17 protein-coding genes are annotated in these 15,486 nt (G+C 63.9%); 14 read left to right on the top strand and 3 right to left on the bottom strand.

Annotated features, from left to right (window positions below; genetic code table 11):
- Positions 1–18 precede the first annotated feature (18 nt).
- The gene (locus tag CSC67_RS14085; protein WP_118995081.1) at positions 19–660 is read left to right on the top strand and encodes a Vat family streptogramin A O-acetyltransferase; all 642 of its coding nucleotides are present in this window, start codon (positions 19–21) and stop codon (positions 658–660) included.
- Positions 661–1,339: 679 nt separating this feature from the next.
- On the opposite strand, the gene CSC67_RS14080 is transcribed toward CSC67_RS14085, so the two are convergent.
- Positions 1,340–1,840 (bottom strand): DUF305 domain-containing protein, encoded by a 501-nt coding sequence (locus CSC67_RS14080; protein ID WP_003098996.1) that lies wholly within the window; start codon positions 1,838–1,840, stop codon positions 1,340–1,342.
- 450 nt (positions 1,841–2,290) lie between these two features.
- On the opposite strand from CSC67_RS14080, the gene CSC67_RS14075 reads away from it, so the two are divergent.
- From CSC67_RS14075 to CSC67_RS14020, 11 genes are all read left to right on the top strand, one after another.
- Positions 2,291–3,037, top strand: a complete 747-nt coding sequence (locus tag CSC67_RS14075; protein WP_003098991.1) for a hypothetical protein — start codon at positions 2,291–2,293, stop codon at positions 3,035–3,037.
- 118 nt (positions 3,038–3,155) lie between these two features.
- Positions 3,156–3,368 carry an AlpA family transcriptional regulator gene (locus tag CSC67_RS14070; protein ID WP_003090093.1) on the top strand — a complete coding sequence of 71 codons (213 nt, stop codon included), beginning with the start codon at positions 3,156–3,158 and terminating at the stop codon, positions 3,366–3,368.
- 42 nt (positions 3,369–3,410) lie between these two features.
- Complete coding sequence (locus CSC67_RS14065) at positions 3,411–4,286, top strand: ParA family protein (RefSeq protein WP_003098988.1); 876 nt, start codon at positions 3,411–3,413, stop codon at positions 4,284–4,286.
- Positions 4,270–4,539, top strand: a complete 270-nt coding sequence (locus CSC67_RS14060; RefSeq protein ID WP_003050422.1) for a hypothetical protein — start codon at positions 4,270–4,272, stop codon at positions 4,537–4,539. Before CSC67_RS14065 ends, CSC67_RS14060 begins: the two co-directional genes overlap by 17 nt.
- Positions 4,532–6,211 (top strand): ParB family protein, encoded by a 1,680-nt coding sequence (locus tag CSC67_RS14055; RefSeq protein ID WP_004350508.1) that lies wholly within the window; start codon positions 4,532–4,534, stop codon positions 6,209–6,211. The genes CSC67_RS14060 and CSC67_RS14055 overlap by 8 nt, the downstream gene beginning before the upstream one ends.
- A 14-nt stretch (positions 6,212–6,225) precedes the next feature.
- Positions 6,226–6,786, top strand: a complete 561-nt coding sequence (locus CSC67_RS14050) for a DUF2857 domain-containing protein (protein ID WP_003090097.1) — start codon at positions 6,226–6,228, stop codon at positions 6,784–6,786.
- Positions 6,787–6,789: 3 nt separating this feature from the next.
- On the top strand, positions 6,790–8,028 hold the full coding sequence (locus CSC67_RS14045) for an STY4528 family pathogenicity island replication protein (RefSeq protein ID WP_003116837.1): 1,239 nt from the start codon (positions 6,790–6,792) through the stop codon (positions 8,026–8,028).
- A 429-nt stretch (positions 8,029–8,457) separates the two neighbouring features.
- Positions 8,458–9,249 (top strand): PFL_4669 family integrating conjugative element protein, encoded by a 792-nt coding sequence (locus tag CSC67_RS14040; RefSeq protein WP_046803447.1) that lies wholly within the window; start codon positions 8,458–8,460, stop codon positions 9,247–9,249.
- Positions 9,246–9,773 (top strand): DUF3158 family protein, encoded by a 528-nt coding sequence (locus tag CSC67_RS14035; protein ID WP_046803446.1) that lies wholly within the window; start codon positions 9,246–9,248, stop codon positions 9,771–9,773. Before CSC67_RS14040 ends, CSC67_RS14035 begins: the two co-directional genes overlap by 4 nt.
- 73 nt (positions 9,774–9,846) lie before the next feature.
- Positions 9,847–10,287 carry a single-stranded DNA-binding protein gene (locus CSC67_RS14030; RefSeq protein WP_046803445.1) on the top strand — a complete coding sequence of 147 codons (441 nt, stop codon included), beginning with the start codon at positions 9,847–9,849 and terminating at the stop codon, positions 10,285–10,287.
- A gap of 282 nt (positions 10,288–10,569) precedes the next feature.
- Entirely contained in the window at positions 10,570–12,591 is a 2,022-nt protein-coding gene (locus CSC67_RS14020; protein WP_046803444.1) for a DNA topoisomerase III, read from the top strand.
- 723 nt (positions 12,592–13,314) lie between these two features.
- On the opposite strand, the gene CSC67_RS14015 is transcribed toward CSC67_RS14020, so the two are convergent.
- A complete protein-coding gene (locus tag CSC67_RS14015) occupies positions 13,315–13,950 on the bottom strand; it encodes a cation efflux transmembrane domain-containing protein (RefSeq protein ID WP_003098972.1) in 636 nt (211 codons plus the stop codon).
- A gap of 411 nt (positions 13,951–14,361) precedes the next feature.
- Here CSC67_RS14015 and CSC67_RS21585 point away from each other — a divergent pair, with 411 nt between their 5' ends.
- Positions 14,362–14,571, top strand: a complete 210-nt coding sequence (locus tag CSC67_RS21585; protein WP_014747696.1) for a sterol desaturase family protein — start codon at positions 14,362–14,364, stop codon at positions 14,569–14,571.
- A 12-nt stretch (positions 14,572–14,583) separates the two neighbouring features.
- Positions 14,584–14,958, top strand: coding sequence for a DUF3703 domain-containing protein (locus CSC67_RS21580; protein WP_055312603.1), 375 nt, complete (start codon positions 14,584–14,586; stop codon positions 14,956–14,958).
- A gap of 67 nt (positions 14,959–15,025) precedes the next feature.
- Here the strand turns inward: CSC67_RS21580 and cadR are convergent, their stop codons facing one another.
- Positions 15,026–15,424, bottom strand: coding sequence for a Cd(II)/Pb(II)-responsive transcriptional regulator (gene cadR, locus CSC67_RS14000; RefSeq protein ID WP_003098965.1), 399 nt, complete (start codon positions 15,422–15,424; stop codon positions 15,026–15,028).
- Positions 15,425–15,486: the final 62 nt, after the last annotated feature.

Genomic DNA, 15,486 nt, shown 5'->3' with positions numbered 1-15,486 from the left:
CACATATGAGGGAATAGGATGAACGGACCGAGTCCAGCAAATAAGCACCCGATGGACGGCTTTCCACAAGTGTGCTTTGTCAAGAATACGGTGCAGAATCCAAATATCATCATTGGCGATTACACCTATTACGATGACCCGGAAGACTCAGAGAATTTCGAGCGCAATGTCCTTTATCACTTTCCGTTTATCGGTGACAGGCTAATCATCGGCAAATTCTGCGCAATTGCTCGAGGGGCGAAGTTCATCATGAATGGAGCCAATCACAAACTATCCGGCATCTCCACGTACCCCTTCCAGATTTTTGGCAATGGCTGGGAAAGTGTCATGCCGAGCTTGGACGAGCTGCCCTATAAGGGGGACACGGTTATAGGAAGTGATGTCTGGATTGGCTACGAGGCTTTGATTATGCCGGGCGTAACCATAGGCAACGGCGCTATCGTGTCCTCGCGCGCAGTCGTAACCAGCGATGTAGCTCCCTACACCGTAGTCGGCGGCAATCCGGCCAAACTAATCAAGCAGCGATTCTCAGACGAGGCCATCAAGATGCTGGAGGCCATCGCTTGGTGGGACTGGCCGGTGGAAAAGATTTCGCGCCACTTACCGATCATCGTGTCAGGCGATATTGCGGCGTTGCATGCCTGTGCAACGAAGATTTAACTGATTGGAGAGAGCCCGCTTGCGCATGATTTAGTCGACGCGCCCCTGGGGTTCGAACAATTTTTCCAAGAAGCGCCTGCGTCAAATGATCTGTTAGGTATCAGCAGCAAGCTCGTGCCTTGCACTGCTGTAGGTGGACGTCCCGGGATGTTGATGGACGCTCCAGAAACAAAAAAAGGAGCTGAAGCTCCTTTTTTCTGTGTTCCATGGATTTCTATAGACGTCCACCAAACGCAAAAAAGCCCAAACCGAAGTCTGGGCTTTTTTTAAAATCTGGAGCGGGAAACGAGTCATGCACTAGAGCGCTAAGTCTCTGTTTCCCAATCACTTTCTCCACTGTGGTGATCAGCGAAGAACTCAATTATAGCCTTGTTTTTCGCCCTCGGCAACAAAGTTCATCCAACCACTTCCACCAGCGTCCAAGGATGATCCATCCACCCGTCGTTACGCCTGATGCGTCCAGCTGCTGAGCGGGTTCGCTATCGAACTCCAACTTGCGACGATCATGACTTGCGCTCGCTCCGCAGGCAGCGCGGGGTGGTGTCGCGTGGACTACCTGGCACCTGGACGGCTGTAGGACACAACCGCCGGCATCGGAACACCGCAAGTACTCATCTTTACATCGCTGCGGCTAACTTCGCCGGAGCGCAACGCGGCGCCAGTGTAGTGGCAGCCAGCCTCAACGAAGGCGTGCAGCAATCCGGTTCATCTGCTCGATCTCCGCGCGCTGGCCATCGGAAATCGCTTGGCATAGGTTGACGAGTTCCGGATCTGAGAGCTGCGCCTCGCGGCACATGAGGATCGCTCCCGAATGGTGCGGGACCATAGACGCGATGAACTGTCGATCGCCGATTCCGGTTTGAGCACGGGTAGCGGCAAAAGAACCGAGTGTGAGAACGGCAAACAAGCCGTACAGCACGAGATTGAGCCGCCGGTTTGGAAACATGCCGGGCATTGTCGCTAGCATGAAGATGCCCATTGGCGCCCACATAGTGACCGCCATGTAGAGCATGTTGAGATTGTTTCTGAAGTCCCTGGCGCCGTCGATCATGCTGAACATTACGAAGTACATGACGACGAGGCCCAACACCATGTTCACCCAGAACTTGGCGTATGGTCGGCCGTGCTTACCCATCTGACCGGATGTGTGATGTTGATGTTCATGGGAATGTTCAGCCATCTCCGTCTCCTATGTGCTGGGGCAACCTGGCAGGGTCACTGGTACTGCGGCAGATACTTTGTCGATATATCAGCATGTGGAGCGATGCATCACTAACCGCTGATTTCCAGTCCCCAACTGGACGTAGGGGCGTCGAACGCTTCAACTCGCTGGTCTTGAACCGTCTGGATATCAGACCATACCAAATCGGTCTTGATGGGCTTTGCGCCACCTATGACGCTGGTACCGTGAGCGCCAATATCGAGCTTGCGTCCTCATCGCTCGATGGGCCGGCAACTGATCGATTCTTGCATATCAAGCAAGACAAGGCCACCTGCGGCGGACGCCAATGGCCTCCTCCGCCTTCGCTTAGGGCATCGCCTCAAGCGTCCGTCGCAGGCCATAACGACACAACAGCCCTTGGGCAAGAAAGGAGCCGGTGATGTAGCGCACCCGAAAGGAGACGAAGACATGCACAAGGACATTTCAACATCAAAGGTGTTCTATCGTCCCATCGAGGCGGCCATCCGATGGGCTGGGTTGCTGCGGTATCTCCCGATGATCCTGGCCACGATCGCGTCACCGCGTGTCCTGCCTCGGTCGCTGAACTGCCCTCGATGGAATGAGTGCCGGCTGCACTCGGAACGTATCTATGACGGCATCCTCAACGGAGAGCTGCCCTACGGCAAGAACGGGATCACGCTCAATGATCCGAACCTGCTCAATTCTCTGGATCTGACTGTTCGCCATGTCGATCTAAAACGCTGGATGCGCACCCACTATCCCGAGCACCGGCCAGGATTTCTGTTCAGCCGTGGCGAACGCATGGCGCATCCTTTCATCACCATGGAAACAGGACAGGCGATCCTCGTGGAGCGGCTGGCCCTTCAGGCCGCGCTTGAACAAGCCCGACGTGAGATGCGAGAACTGCAGGAGCAGCACGACACGCTACTCAAGCAATCCTCGGTGCTGTTGGCATCCAAGCAATGCGAGATCAGCGAACGGGCGGAAACGACCTATCTCAACATCATTGGAGGGATGTTGACGCTGATGCTGAGCCAGTCGCCTTCAGGCGTGCCCTATTCCAGCTTCAAAACGCAGGAGGCCCTTGTCTCTGCATTGGTCGCCCACTACGGCGGCACCATGGGCATCACTGAGCGCACCTTAAACGGAAAGTTCGCCAACGCTAAGAGGTACGTTCGTAGCGCAAGCGCATGAGGTTATCCAGCTTGTATGTGCAATCGCGGAGATTGCATTTGCAATGTCTTTCCGCAGCCAGGTCTATTGAATAGAGGTCACGCCAACAAACGCCACCGAGCGTTCAGGAGTGACCGCCATGTCGCAGACCCCTGTACTCCCGCCGAACGAGCGCCGCATCCTGCGGCTCGATGAAGTCGAAGCGAAGTCCGGCTTCAAACGCGCCCACATCTACAACCTGATGAAGAAGCGCCAGTTCCCTCAGGCGCTGCGCCTGGGCGTGCGCGCTGTCGGCTGGGATTCGATCGAAATCGACCAGTGGATCGCCGAGCGCCTCAACCACCGGACCTGACCCGCTCTCCCGCGGACTTCCCATTCCCAGCCGGAGAGCGCCATGCAGGTCGTGTCCATCATTTCAACGAAGGGCGGCGTCGGCAAGACCACGACGGCCGCCAACCTGGGCGGGCTCGCCGCGGACGCGGGCCTGCGCGTGCTGCTGCTCGATCTCGACGTGCAGCCCACCTTGTCCTCCTACTACGAACTGACCCAGCGCGCGCCGGGCGGCATCTATGAGCTGTTGGCCTTCAACGAGCGCGACCTTGGCCAGCTCGTGTCCCGCACGATCATCGCGGGCCTGGACCTGGTGCTGTCCGACGACCACCGGGGCGAGCTGAACACGTTGTTGCTGCATGCGCCGGATGGCCGCCTGCGGTTGCGGCATCTGCTGCCAGCACTTGCTCCCCTCTACGACCTGGTGCTGATCGACACCCAGGGCGCGCGTTCCGTGCTGCTGGAGATGGCGGTGCTCGCCTCCGATCTCGCGCTGTCGCCCGTCACGCCGGAGATCCTCGCGGCACGCGAGCTGCGGCGCGGCACCATGCAGTTGCTCGAAGACATTGCGCCGTACCGGCACCTGGGCATCGAACCGCCGCCGCTGCACTTGCTCATCAACCGCGTCCACCCGGTGTCCGCCAACGCACGGCTGATCCAGCAGGCCTTGCGCGACCTGTTCCAGGACAGCGCCGGCATCCGCGTGCTCGCCACCGACGTGCCGGCCATAGAAGCGTATCCACGTGCCGCAACGCGCGGCCTGCCGGTGCATCGGGTCGAGCACCGCCAGCCGCCCGGCAGAGTCGCCCCTGCCGCGCTCGACACGATGCGCGCGCTCGCCAGCGAGTTGTTCCCGCAATGGCAGGACCGACTGGCTCAAGTATCCGGCCGCCCGCAGCGACCTCTTGATCCTGGGAGGCCCCATGGCGAACGCACATGAGCTGGCCCGCGGCCACAAGCGGCTGCGCGCCCTGATCGAGTTCGCGGTCGGTGAGGGCTGGCACGTCAAGCGCACGCCGGGCGGGCACCTCAAGTTCACCAAGGCCGGCTGCGCGGCGATCTACACGAGTTCGACAGCGAGTGACCACCGGGCCGAATTGAACGCCCGTGCGCAGATCCGCCGCGCCGAGCGAGAGGCCCGCATGGCGCCGGCCGGCGGTCGTGGGGACTGCGAGGGGTGCGGCCATGGCTGACATGACCTCGCAGGACATGGCAGGCAAGCTGCTCGCGGCCGGCTTCGAGCGCAGCGGCCCAGCGGCTACGGCCTTGAGCGACCCGATCGCGGACACGCCCATGGTCGTGACGCTGGACCAGTTGCGGCCCTACGACCATGACCCGCGCATGAAGCGCAACCCGGCTTACGAGGAAATCAAGGCATCCATCCGCGAGCGCGGCCTGGACGCGGCGCCGGCCATCACGCGCAGGCCCGGCGAGGACCACTACATCATCCGCAACGGCGGCAACACGCGACTGGCGATCCTGCGCGAACTCTGGTCGGAGACCAAGGAAGAACGCTTCTTCCGCATATCGTGCCTGTTCCGACCATGGCCGGAGCGCGGTGAAATCGTCGCGCTGACCGGGCATCTTGCCGAGAACGAACTGCGCGGCGGCCTCACGTTCATCGAGCGCGCGCTCGGCGTCGAGAAAGCACGGGAGTTCTACGAGCAGGAGAGCGGCGCCGCCCTGAGCCAGTCGGAACTGGCCCGCCGCCTGGCGGCCGATGGCTTCCCCGTCCAGCGGTCGCACATCACCCGCATGGCCGACGCGGTGCGCTACCTGCTGCCCGCCATTCCCACTGTGCTCTATGGCGGCCTGGGGCGCCACCAGGTCGAGCGGCTGTCGGTCATGCGCACGGCCTGCAAACGCACCTGGGAGCACTACGCCAAGGACCGTTCGCTGCCGCTGGACTTCGACAGTTTCTTTCAGGAGGTGCTGGCGCAGTTCGACACGCAGGGCGACGAGTTCGCGCCGCAGCGCGTGCAAGACGAGCTGATCGGCCAGATGTCCGAGCTGCTGGGCATCGGCTACGACGTGCTGGCGCTGGACCTGACCGAATCGGAAAGCCGCCACCGGGCGCTGGTCAGTGACCCGACGCCACCTGCGGCGCAGCCGGCGTTGCCTTCGCCCACCGCCGGCACGCCGACTCCGCCGGGCGCAGCATCGTCCATCGCCACGCCTGCAGCGGCGGCCGGTCCTCCACCCGCCAGCCCTCCGGCGTCCGAGCCCACCTTGCGCCACGACGACACGGCGGTTGGCGAAGCGGCCACGGGAAGCCAGCCGGCCGCACCGGGCGATCTGCTTCGCGAGCACATCGTCTCGCCAGCACCGACGACAGAACGGCTCCAATCGATCCAGCGCATGGTCGCCGACCAGTTGGGCGATGCGCTGCCGCCCGACTTCTCGGCGAGCGTGCTGCAGTCCATCCCGGTGCAAGCCGGCGGGCTCTATCCGATCTCCGACGTCTGGTACATCGACGCCGGCCTGGACACGCCCGATCGGCTGCGCATCCACATCGCGCAGTTCGCGCGCGAGATCGCCGGGGAGGCAGGCCTGGACGAGTGCATCGAGGATCGCGCCGATGGCATCGGGTTTGCGTGCCGCGCCCGCGGCCAAGCCCCGTCGCCGCTCGGCCGCGCGGTGCTGACGCTGCTCACTTCCCTGACGGGTCAGCCCGTCGCCGAAGCGGGCCTGGACGGCGCGCAGCTCGCCGCCGACCTGCCGACCCTGTTGCACGGCCAGAGCCAAGGCCATGGCAGCGGCGCAAGGCGCTTGAGCGACACGGCGTTGGTCAAGCTCTTTCGGCTGCTGCGCCTCGCCCGGCGTCTGCTGGACCTGGAAGCCGGCACCACGGCGCCCGGGACGTGAGCGAGGGAGGCCGCATGTCCACATCGCATCCGCTCAACCAGGCCGTGATTGCCCAGGCGCTGTATGACCTTCGCAACGGCCAACTGCGCCGCTGCAAGGCCATGGGCTTCGGCGAGGCCGAGCTGGATGCGCTCAAGCACCCCGCGCTGATCAGCGTGCTGGCCAACGCCAGCGTCTCGTGGTGCTCGGTCACGGTCAACCGCGAAGTGCTGCAGCGCCTGCTCAACCAGGCACAGGACGTGGAGAAGGAAATCGCCACGGTCGATCGCATGCTGCGGCTGGGGGCCAGCACGGAGATGGTCAGCCGCTTCTATGGCCTGACCCATCAGGAAGTCGCCCTGCGGCGGGAGATCCTCGGCCTGCCCAAGCGCAAGGGGCGCCACCCCGTCCTGGACGAGACCCAGGACACCGAACTGTGGCGGCAATGGAAAGCCGTGACCAGCAGCAGGAACGTCGATCTGGAGGACGAGACCTCGATTCTCGATGCGGCCATGGACCTGGCCGAGGGCATGTCGCTGCCGCTCTCGGTGGTCTGGGCCGCGATCAGGAACTGGGTCGATCAGGGATTGGGCTAGGCCATGGCCGTGGACGACACCGCCCCACGAGCCCAGCGCCCTGGCCCCATCGCACTCGCCGACCTGTTCGACGCTGCGCTGAAGGACCTCGCGCCCAAGTCCAGCTCTGGCGCTCCCGCGTCCCTGCCTGCTCCAACGCCCACGCCTCCTACGTCCGGCGACGCCTTCCTGTTCAGTGGCAATCGGCACGAGAGCGTGCCGCGGCGGCTGTTCCTCGACCGCCGCCTGACACCGCTGGAGCGCAACGCCTGGCAGGTGTTCCGATTGATGCTCAACGACGATGGCGTCACGGCATTTCCCACCTATGAGCAGTTGCGCCCCTGGCTGGCGTCGATGCCCTGCGCAGGCCAGGCCTCCCATGAGACCGTGGCGCGGGCGCTGACGCTGCTGCGCCTGACGCGCTGGCTGAGCCTCGTGCGACGACGGCGCGACCCCAAGACCGGTCGCATCCTCGGCAACCTCTACGTCCTGCACGACGAACCGCTGACGCCGTTCGAGGCGATGCAACTCGACGCCGACTACCTGGCCCTGGTCAGCCAGTCGCTGGGGCATTCGGCCAAGGCCGTCCAGGTGGTGGGACTCAACACCCTCCAGGAGATCGCGGACGACCCGATGCTGTCCGGACGCACCTTGCCGTCGCGGCTGCAAGTGCTCGCCGAGCGCCTGGCCGACCAGGGCATCACCGCCTCCGAAAGTTATCCACAGGAGGATGCGGTCCACGATTCCGAAGAAGGGCCCGCGAGCCTTCTTCGGAATGGCGATCGCCCATCTTCGGAATCCGAAGCAGGGCCGAAACCCGCGCCAGACGGCGCTCTTCGGAATTCGAAGCAGGACCGTACAGTACGTAGTAGTCGTATTGATGAAGTACGTACTACCGCGCAGGCGCGTGCGCTGGGCGACCTGCAATGGCCCAAGCGCTTCGCGGAACTGAAGGCGGAACAGCAGGCCGGAGCCAAGATGGCGTTGCAGCAGGTGGACGCTGCCCTGCGGCAGGCCGTGCTGGACGAATGGGCCGCACGGTGCGGCAAGCATGGCATCCGCAACCCCGCCGGTTATCTGTTCGGCATCATCCAGCGCGCCATGCGCGGCGAGTTCAATGCCTGGGCCAAGCAGACCGGCCCGGCACCGCCAACACCATCGGCGGCGCGAGCGCCACCAACCGAGCCGCCGCGCAACGTCGTGCCGCCCGAGGTGGCCCGGCAGCACATCGAGCGCCTGCGCGATCTGCTGCGCAAATCCTGAGCACAGGGCTTGTCAAAGCCGTGAAGTAGATCTCCATGGCGGTCGGCAGAAACGGTCCCCTGGGGACGGCTGTGCGGTGAAGCGCCGGGCGACGGCGCGACATGCTGCGCAAAACCTGAGTAGAGCGCATGCAAGACCATGAAGCAGACCTCCATGGCGCTCAACGGAACGGTCCCCTGGGGACGGCTGCGCGGCGAAGGATCGTGTCGAACGGCAGCGCGACGTGCGGTGCAGCACGCATACCGTCAACAACCGAGGACGGGAACGCCGATGTGAGTGCCCATCTGCGGAGCGGTCCCCAGGGGACCGTTGCGCGCTGCGCCGCCAGCGCGCACAGAACCGGGGGTCGGCTCATTTCGGTTTGTTGACTGACTGCCTTCCGCTGCATGCGGATGCTGGCGGCTCCCTGTCCACCAGCGAGCGATCACCATGGCAACCAGCAACGAACCATTGCAACTCAACCTCGGCTCCCTGCGCAGCGCGATGTCGCTGACGCTGCACACCCACCACGCCTCGCGCATCTGGCATGGCCGCGCCGCCGCCGAGGGGCGACCGGGCATCGTCGGCCTGAACGGCTACATCGCCGTCATGAACAAGATGAAGCGCGGCTCGGAGCAGGACGACCCATACAGCGACTGGTGGATGCTTCGCATCGAAGACAAGCTCGACCAGACCAGGACCACGCTGCAGACGCTGCGCGACCAGGTGGACCAGGCCCTGGCCGGCGTGCCCGCCGCGTTGACCCTGGGCGAGAACCTCAACGTGCAGCCCGTCAAGCTTCCGCTGTTCGTCAATGCGCAGTTGGGCTTTGCCGCCGTCTATCTCCTGGCCGATTACGACGACATCGCCCGCAAGCTCATCCTCGCCCATCACACCGCGCTGATCGATCGCTCGACGTTGGAGCGCTGGCTCAACGAAGGTGCCCACGCGCTGCGCAGCCTGTTCAGCCTGGCCCAGCAATACCGCTACTCGGGCTGCACCCGCGACGACTTCGCGGCGAAGAACGCCGCAGCGCGGGCGGCGCTGGAGAAGTTCGGTGAACTGCCGCAGGAGGTGCTCGAAGGCACGCGCCGCTCGAAGTTTGCGCCGCCCGTCGTGCGCCGTGGTCTGCAACAGCGCGGTGAGAGTTCTGCCGCAGCCGCCCCTCCCAGCGACGAAGGCACTGCCGCCGATCCGGCCGAGGCCAAGTCCACAGCCGCCGGCGAGGACGAACCGGCATGAGCGACCCGAACCGCGAACCGCGCTATTTCCGTCGTCTGGAACAGCCAGCCTTCATGAGGCTGGAACACGCGGCCTCTCTAAAAGGCCTTTTAAAGCCTTTTAAAGGTAAAGGGGACTTCGAGGCCTGGGCCAGCCAGTGCTTCGCCATGCGCGACGAGTTGATTGCTCTGGCGCAGCGACAGGTGCTGCCACAGGCGTGCGGGCATCCCTTCCACCTGCTTCCCGTCGAGCTGGCCCAGCAGACCACTGGCGCAGGCACGACCTTTCTACGCTGGCGCAAGCACGACCGATCGGCCATGGGCGTGGCCCTGTGGCAGGAGCTAATCGCCACGACCAGCACGCCGGTCAACCTGCTGCAGGACCTGCACGCGATCGAACTGCAGCGCATCACGCTGAACATGCAGATCAGCCTGCTGCACACCCTGGGCAGGCAGGCGCAGGAATGCGCCAGCAAGGCCGCCAAGGCGGACGACGCCTACCTGCGTCGGCTCGCGTCCGTTCCTGCCGCAGTGCGCGATCGGTGATTGCATCAGGCATCCGAGCACGCACCCGTGCCCAACGAGGCACGGGTATTTCAACCACCACGGAGATTGCACCATGAGCACACAATTCATCGGCGAGGGCAACATCGGCTCGCCTCCCGAGTACCGCGAATTCCCCAACGGCAACGACGATCCTCGCCGGTTGCTCCGGCTGAACGTGTACTTTGACAACCCCGTCCCCACCAAAGGCGGCGAGTTCGAGGACCGCGGCGGCTTCTGGGCGCCGGTGGAACTCTGGCACCACGACGCCGACCGCTGGCAGCAGCTCTACCAGAAGGGCATGCGCGTGCTGGTCGTCGGCCGCATGGAGCGCGACCCCTGGACGGACAACGAAGATCAGCCCCGCGAGACCTGGCAGGTCAACGCGCGCAGTGTCGGCATCCTGCCGTACCGCATCGAGTCTGTAGTCCTCAGCCCGAAGCCACAGGAGGCAGAACCGAAGCCGCAGGCCAACCAGGAATCGACCGCGCCGAAAGAGACGAAGCGCCGGAAGTGACCCGACATGGAGGGCGGCTGCCGCAGTGCTTCGCCGCCCTCCATGCGCTGCGAGCTATCCCCAGGGGATAGCTCCACCAACGTCCACCGAGTTCCACGCGCTCCCGGAAATCGCGCCTCTCGGCCCGCACACTTCCGGCCACGCGCCTTCCTCCGCGCCCGCCATTTCATCGGCGTAAAAGCGGTCGCCACCGCATGCGGCTTGTTTGCTGCTGCCCTCAGTGGTGCTCGGCATCCTCGATCCCAGCAACTCCATGAACAACAGGAATCGGGATGGACGGACATGCGGCTGTTTCTTTGCGAGAAGCCCTCCCAGGGCAAAGACATCGGCCGGATTCTCGGCGCCACGCTACGCGGTGATGGCTGCCTCAACGGTTCCGGCGTCACGGTCACCTGGTGCATCGGCCATCTCGTAGAGGCGGCAGCACCGGAAGCCTACGACGAGCAGCTCAAGCGCTGGTCCATCGAGCAGTTGCCCATCATTCCCCAGCATTGGCGGGTCGAGATCAAACCGAAGACCGCCACGCAATTCAAGGTCGTCAAAGCGCTCCTGGCGAAGGCGACCCAGCTTGTCATCGCCACCGATGCCGACCGCGAGGGCGAGTTGATCGCTCGCGAAATCATCGACCTGTGCGGCTATCGCGGGCCTATCGAGCGGCTGTGGTTGTCAGCGCTTAACGATGCGTCGATCCGCGCCGCCCTCGGCAAGCTGCGGTCATCGGCCGAGACGCTTCCGATGTACCACTCGGCGCTGGCGCGCTCCCGTGCGGATTGGCTCGTGGGCATGAACCTGAGTCGGCTGTTCACGGTGCTAGGGCGACAGGCGGGTTACGACGGCGTGCTGTCGGTCGGCCGCGTACAGACCCCGACGCTCAAGCTCGTTGTAGACCGCGACCGCGAGATCGCGCGCTTCGTGTCCGTACCGTACTGGGCAATCGCCGTGTCCCTGTTCGCAGGCGGTTCGACTTTCGCCGCGCAATGGGTTCCACCCGATGCCTGCACCGACGACGCCGGCCGCTGCCTGCAGCAGCCGGTCGCACAGCAGGCCATGCAGCAGATCCGCGCTGCGGGAAGTGCCCACGTAGTGTCGGTGGAGACTGAGCGTGTCCGCGAAGGCCCGCCGCTGCCGTTCGACCTGGGCACCTTGCAGGAAGTGTGTTCCAAGCAGCTTGGGCTGGACGTGCAGGAAACCTTGGAGATCGCCCAAGCCCTGTACGAGACGCACAAGGCCACGACATACCCCCGCTCCGATTCTGGCTACCTGCCCGAGAGCATGTTTGCCGAAGTGCCCACCGTTCTCGACAGCCTGCTCAAGACCGATCCCTCGCTGCGCTCAATCATGGGCCAGCTCGACCGTTCGCAGCGCTCGCGCGCCTGGAACGATGGCAAGGTCACGGCCCACCACGGCATCATCCCGACACTCGAACCGGTGAACCTCTCCGCCATGAGCGAGAAGGAACTGGCCGTGTACAGGCTCATCCGGGCGCATTATCTGGCGCAGTTCCTCCTGCACCACGAGTTCGACCGCACCGTGGCCAAGCTCTCGTGCGGGGGACAGAACCTGGCGGCCACGGGCAAGCAGGTTGTCACCCCGGGCTGGCGCCAGGTGCTGGCCGAGCCGCAGTCCGAAGACGGCGATGGCGATGGCGATACTGCGGCCCGCGCCCAGGTGCTACCTGCGCTGCGCGGTGGCCTGGCATGTCAGGTGGCCGACGTCGATCTGAAAGCGCTCAAGACGCTGCCGCCCAAACCGTACACGCAAGGCGAGTTGGTCAAGTCCATGAAAGGCGTCGCCAAGCTGGTGTCCGATCCCCGCCTGAAGCAGAAGCTCAAGGATACGGTCGGCATCGGCACCGAAGCGACGCGGGCCAACATCATCGGCGGCCTGATCGCCCGCGGCTACCTCGTCAAGAAGGGGCGTGCCATCCGCGCCTCGGATGCGGCTTTCACTTTGATCGATGCCGTGCCTACGGCGATTGCCGACGCCGGCACCACTGCCGTCTGGGAACAAGCACTCGACATGATCGAAGCCGGTCAGCTCACGCTGGACGTGTTCATCGGCAAGCAGGCCGCGTGGATTTCGCAGTTGATTGCGCAGTACGGCAGCGCCTCCCTGTCCATCAAGGTTCCCCAAGGGCCGGCATGCCCGCAGTGCGGCGCACCCACGCGCCAGCGCAGCGGCAAGAGCGGCCCGTTCTGGTCGTGCAGCCGCTACCCGGACTGCAAAGGCACGCTGCCAGTCGAATCCGGCAGCTCCAAGCGCGGCGCCTCGCGCCCGCGCCGTAGCGGCCGCAAAGGCTCCTGACCGCCCCCGTTCCCCGTGAGCCGTGCCCGCCTTCGGCGGCGTGGCCCCTGTCCCGCACTCCGCCGCATGCCCTGCGGGACGCCCAGCGCGCAACGCCTTCTTGATCCGTGTGCGCGTCCCGCCCAGCCGTCCCCGGCCGCGGGACCTGAAGGTAGCTTCTCTGCGAGCCGCACCACGCGCGTTCTGTTGATCTGCGTTTCTTCCGCCCTCTGCGAAGGGTCTCCCGGTGGCTTGCCAGGCTGCACGAGCCACCGGGAGACCCTTCGTGGTCAGCGGTAATCGGTGCCGGTGCCCGCCGGTGCAAAAACGGGCTCCCTTTGTGCGCGGATGTGCGCCAGACGATGCCGGCCCCAGCCACGACATGGGCCGGGTGTGATTGCTTGATGAGCAGACGGTTCTAGCGACGACCGGGCCTGCCAATCAGCCCACGGGTGGTTCCTCTTTTCTCCCGAGCCGAAGGCCGTTGGGCCTTCGGCGCCATTCTCCTGCCCATCAACGTCCCGGCCCGGCCATTGGCCTGGGCCACACGAACAGGAGAGACGACATGCACCCTCAACCTTGCGCACCGCTGCTGTACGGCAGACGGAGGTCGAGAACGGCATGCCCGCCTATCGCGCGGCCATCGCCAATGGTACGCTCGGCTGCAGCCGAGGCCGTAGCCCAAAGGCTGGACTACCTCTTTTGCAGAGGTAAACCTCGGGATGAACTGGGCGAAAACATGCCTTATGTGCCCGCCTTACGGCGAGCTGTTTCCGATGCTTCGCGCAGGATTTCCCGCCCCCCATTCGCTGCGATTGCGGCCACGATGACGCCCAGCACCAGATCCGGGATGTTCGACCCGAACCCCATCACCAGCACCCCGGACAGCACAATCGCACCATTGACGATGGAGTCGTTGCTGGTAAAGATCGCTGACGCCTTGAAGTTCACATCTTCCCCGCGATGGCGGCGCAGTAGTCTGAGGCACACTAGGTTCAAAGCCGCGTTCAGCGCGGCCATGGCCATCATGGCTGGGCCGACAGGCTCTTCCCCTCCAGCGAAGCGGCGTAGGACTTCCAACAGCAGCAGCGCGGCCAGGCCGATTAGCAAGAAACCCGACAAGCGGGCCGCGCCCACCTTGACCGTTGCCGCACGACCGACGGCATACAGGCTAACCGCATAGACCGACGCATCGGCGAGGTTGTCCAACCCGGCGCCCATCAGCGCCGTAGAGCCAGCCCAGATGCCAAGGGCAATGCCGGCGGCGGACTGCGTCAGGTTGATCAGCAACACAGTCAGAAGAATCTTTCGGTCCTTCGCATCGCTCGCATCTAGGCGGCCCAACTCGTCGTTTTCGTGATTTCTGTGGTTTTCAGCCATGCATTGTTCCTTCCAAATCGATGGATGCTGAAGCCTGTAGCGGCTGGAGAGTCAAGGCGCAGATGCAACGAACTTGCCACAGGGTCTTCCCGGACGCCCTTGACTCTACCGTAGCTAGAAGGTTTTCCAATCCAGTCAGAGCTTTAGGACAGAACAGATGAGCACCAATGCGCCCCCTTCATTGCGACTGTCATCCGGTATGGCTGCTATCCACTGATCCGTGGCGCCACTGCGGTTGTGCTCTTCGGCGAGCTCGCGACCGGCCGGCCGTCTTTTCCGACGGAGCTACTCACAGTGATCGTCGCGCTCGCTTGTGCCGCCTTGCTAGAGGGCGGGCGGCCTTTCCACTCCCCGTTGAGCCAGTAGCGGCGTTCCAAGCTGTGGTTGGCCGTCGGCGCATGGCTCGGCTTCTTGGTCGTGCATCTGGCCTTCCAGCACTCCAATCTGGGATACCGGGTCGGGCCGTTGGGATTGTTGATCGGGGTGGCTGAAGCCCATCGCTGGCATCACAAGCGTGAGCACGAAGACGCCCAAGTCAACTACGGCGATTTCTGGATGCCCGGGGGCCACTTGTTCAGCGCTTTCCGGTCGCAAAAGCACACGCTGGGCGCCAAAGAGTGACACTCAAGAAAGATGGACTTTCCAATGGACTACGGCCCGCAGCTTGTCTATCCCTTCCGGAGCCGGCCAGCAGCGGCAAACGCTTGCGCTGCTGGCTATACGATCTTGCCCACGTCGCATTCTTGCGCGAGTCGGGCCTTGCGGCTTCTTGCGAAGCGATCGCGAGTTGCGTGGCGTGCCCATGAGTCGGGCCGCGTCGTGGCGCACTGCTACCTTGGCCTGCACCTGCACCTGCGCAGCCACGCCGCGATGCTCGGTCTGGCCTGGAGAACCCGTAAGGTGGCGGAGATTGCGGCGCGCAGGTCGTCCGGCTCGCGCTGGCTCCTGTGGGCCACGCCCTCGGTCGCACGCCGTCTCAAAACGTCAGAACCGCGCGCTTTCGCATGATGGAGCGCGGCACGTGGCTCTCAGAACTGGACCCGATCACTTCCAGCACCGATGACACGCTCGAGCTTCAGGCGGGCTCGGCCAAGCTGTTGAGAATGCCGCACTCGCGCGAGGTTCGGGCGCTATCGCAGGAGCGTCGCAGATCCATTAACTCGCGCTCCAAGGCGCGCAATTCCTTCATCTTGGTCCGCACTTGCGCGATATGAGCGTCGACCAGCGCGTTCACCTCGCCGCAGCCCAACTCTGGCCGATCCCGTAAGTTCAGCAGTTGACGGATCTCATCCAGCGTCATGTCCTTCGCCCGGCAGCGGCGGATGAACAGCAAGCGCTGCAAATGGACTTCGTCATAGAGCCTGAAGTTGCCCTCGCTACGTGCAGGCTCGGGCAGCAAGCCTTCTGACTCGTAAAAGCGCACGGTCTGCACCAAGCAATCTGCCTTCTTGCCCAGTTCACCGATCCGCATCATGGTTGCTTCCTATAAAAAACTTGACTCTATATCTACTAGAGGTTTTCTAATGATGGCATCCG

The sequence above is a fragment of the Pusillimonas caeni genome (assembly GCF_003545815.1).
GTDB lineage: Bacteria > Pseudomonadota > Gammaproteobacteria > Burkholderiales > Burkholderiaceae_B > Pusillimonas > Pusillimonas caeni.
The sequence above is the reverse complement of the archived record's forward strand: the minus strand, read 5'-3'. Positions and strand labels throughout refer to the sequence as shown.

Bases quoted from the DNA above. Each gene is read 5' to 3' on its own strand.
- CSC67_RS14085 (WP_118995081.1), top strand. From the start codon at position 19: ATGAACGGACCGAGTCCAGCAAATAAGCACCCGATGGACGGCTTTCCA.
- CSC67_RS14080 (WP_003098996.1), bottom strand. From the start codon at position 1,840: ATGGCTGAACATTCCCATGAACATCAACATCACACATCCGGTCAGATG.
- CSC67_RS14075 (WP_003098991.1), top strand. From the start codon at position 2,291: ATGCACAAGGACATTTCAACATCAAAGGTGTTCTATCGTCCCATCGAG.
- CSC67_RS14070 (WP_003090093.1), top strand. From the start codon at position 3,156: ATGTCGCAGACCCCTGTACTCCCGCCGAACGAGCGCCGCATCCTGCGG.
- CSC67_RS14065 (WP_003098988.1), top strand. From the start codon at position 3,411: ATGCAGGTCGTGTCCATCATTTCAACGAAGGGCGGCGTCGGCAAGACC.
- CSC67_RS14060 (WP_003050422.1), top strand. From the start codon at position 4,270: ATGGCGAACGCACATGAGCTGGCCCGCGGCCACAAGCGGCTGCGCGCC.
- CSC67_RS14055 (WP_004350508.1), top strand. From the start codon at position 4,532: ATGGCTGACATGACCTCGCAGGACATGGCAGGCAAGCTGCTCGCGGCC.
- CSC67_RS14050 (WP_003090097.1), top strand. From the start codon at position 6,226: ATGTCCACATCGCATCCGCTCAACCAGGCCGTGATTGCCCAGGCGCTG.
- CSC67_RS14045 (WP_003116837.1), top strand. From the start codon at position 6,790: ATGGCCGTGGACGACACCGCCCCACGAGCCCAGCGCCCTGGCCCCATC.
- CSC67_RS14040 (WP_046803447.1), top strand. From the start codon at position 8,458: ATGGCAACCAGCAACGAACCATTGCAACTCAACCTCGGCTCCCTGCGC.
- CSC67_RS14035 (WP_046803446.1), top strand. From the start codon at position 9,246: ATGAGCGACCCGAACCGCGAACCGCGCTATTTCCGTCGTCTGGAACAG.
- CSC67_RS14030 (WP_046803445.1), top strand. From the start codon at position 9,847: ATGAGCACACAATTCATCGGCGAGGGCAACATCGGCTCGCCTCCCGAG.
- CSC67_RS14020 (WP_046803444.1), top strand. From the start codon at position 10,570: ATGCGGCTGTTTCTTTGCGAGAAGCCCTCCCAGGGCAAAGACATCGGC.
- CSC67_RS14015 (WP_003098972.1), bottom strand. From the start codon at position 13,950: ATGGCTGAAAACCACAGAAATCACGAAAACGACGAGTTGGGCCGCCTA.
- CSC67_RS21580 (WP_055312603.1), top strand. From the start codon at position 14,584: ATGGACTTTCCAATGGACTACGGCCCGCAGCTTGTCTATCCCTTCCGG.
- cadR (WP_003098965.1), bottom strand. From the start codon at position 15,424: ATGATGCGGATCGGTGAACTGGGCAAGAAGGCAGATTGCTTGGTGCAG.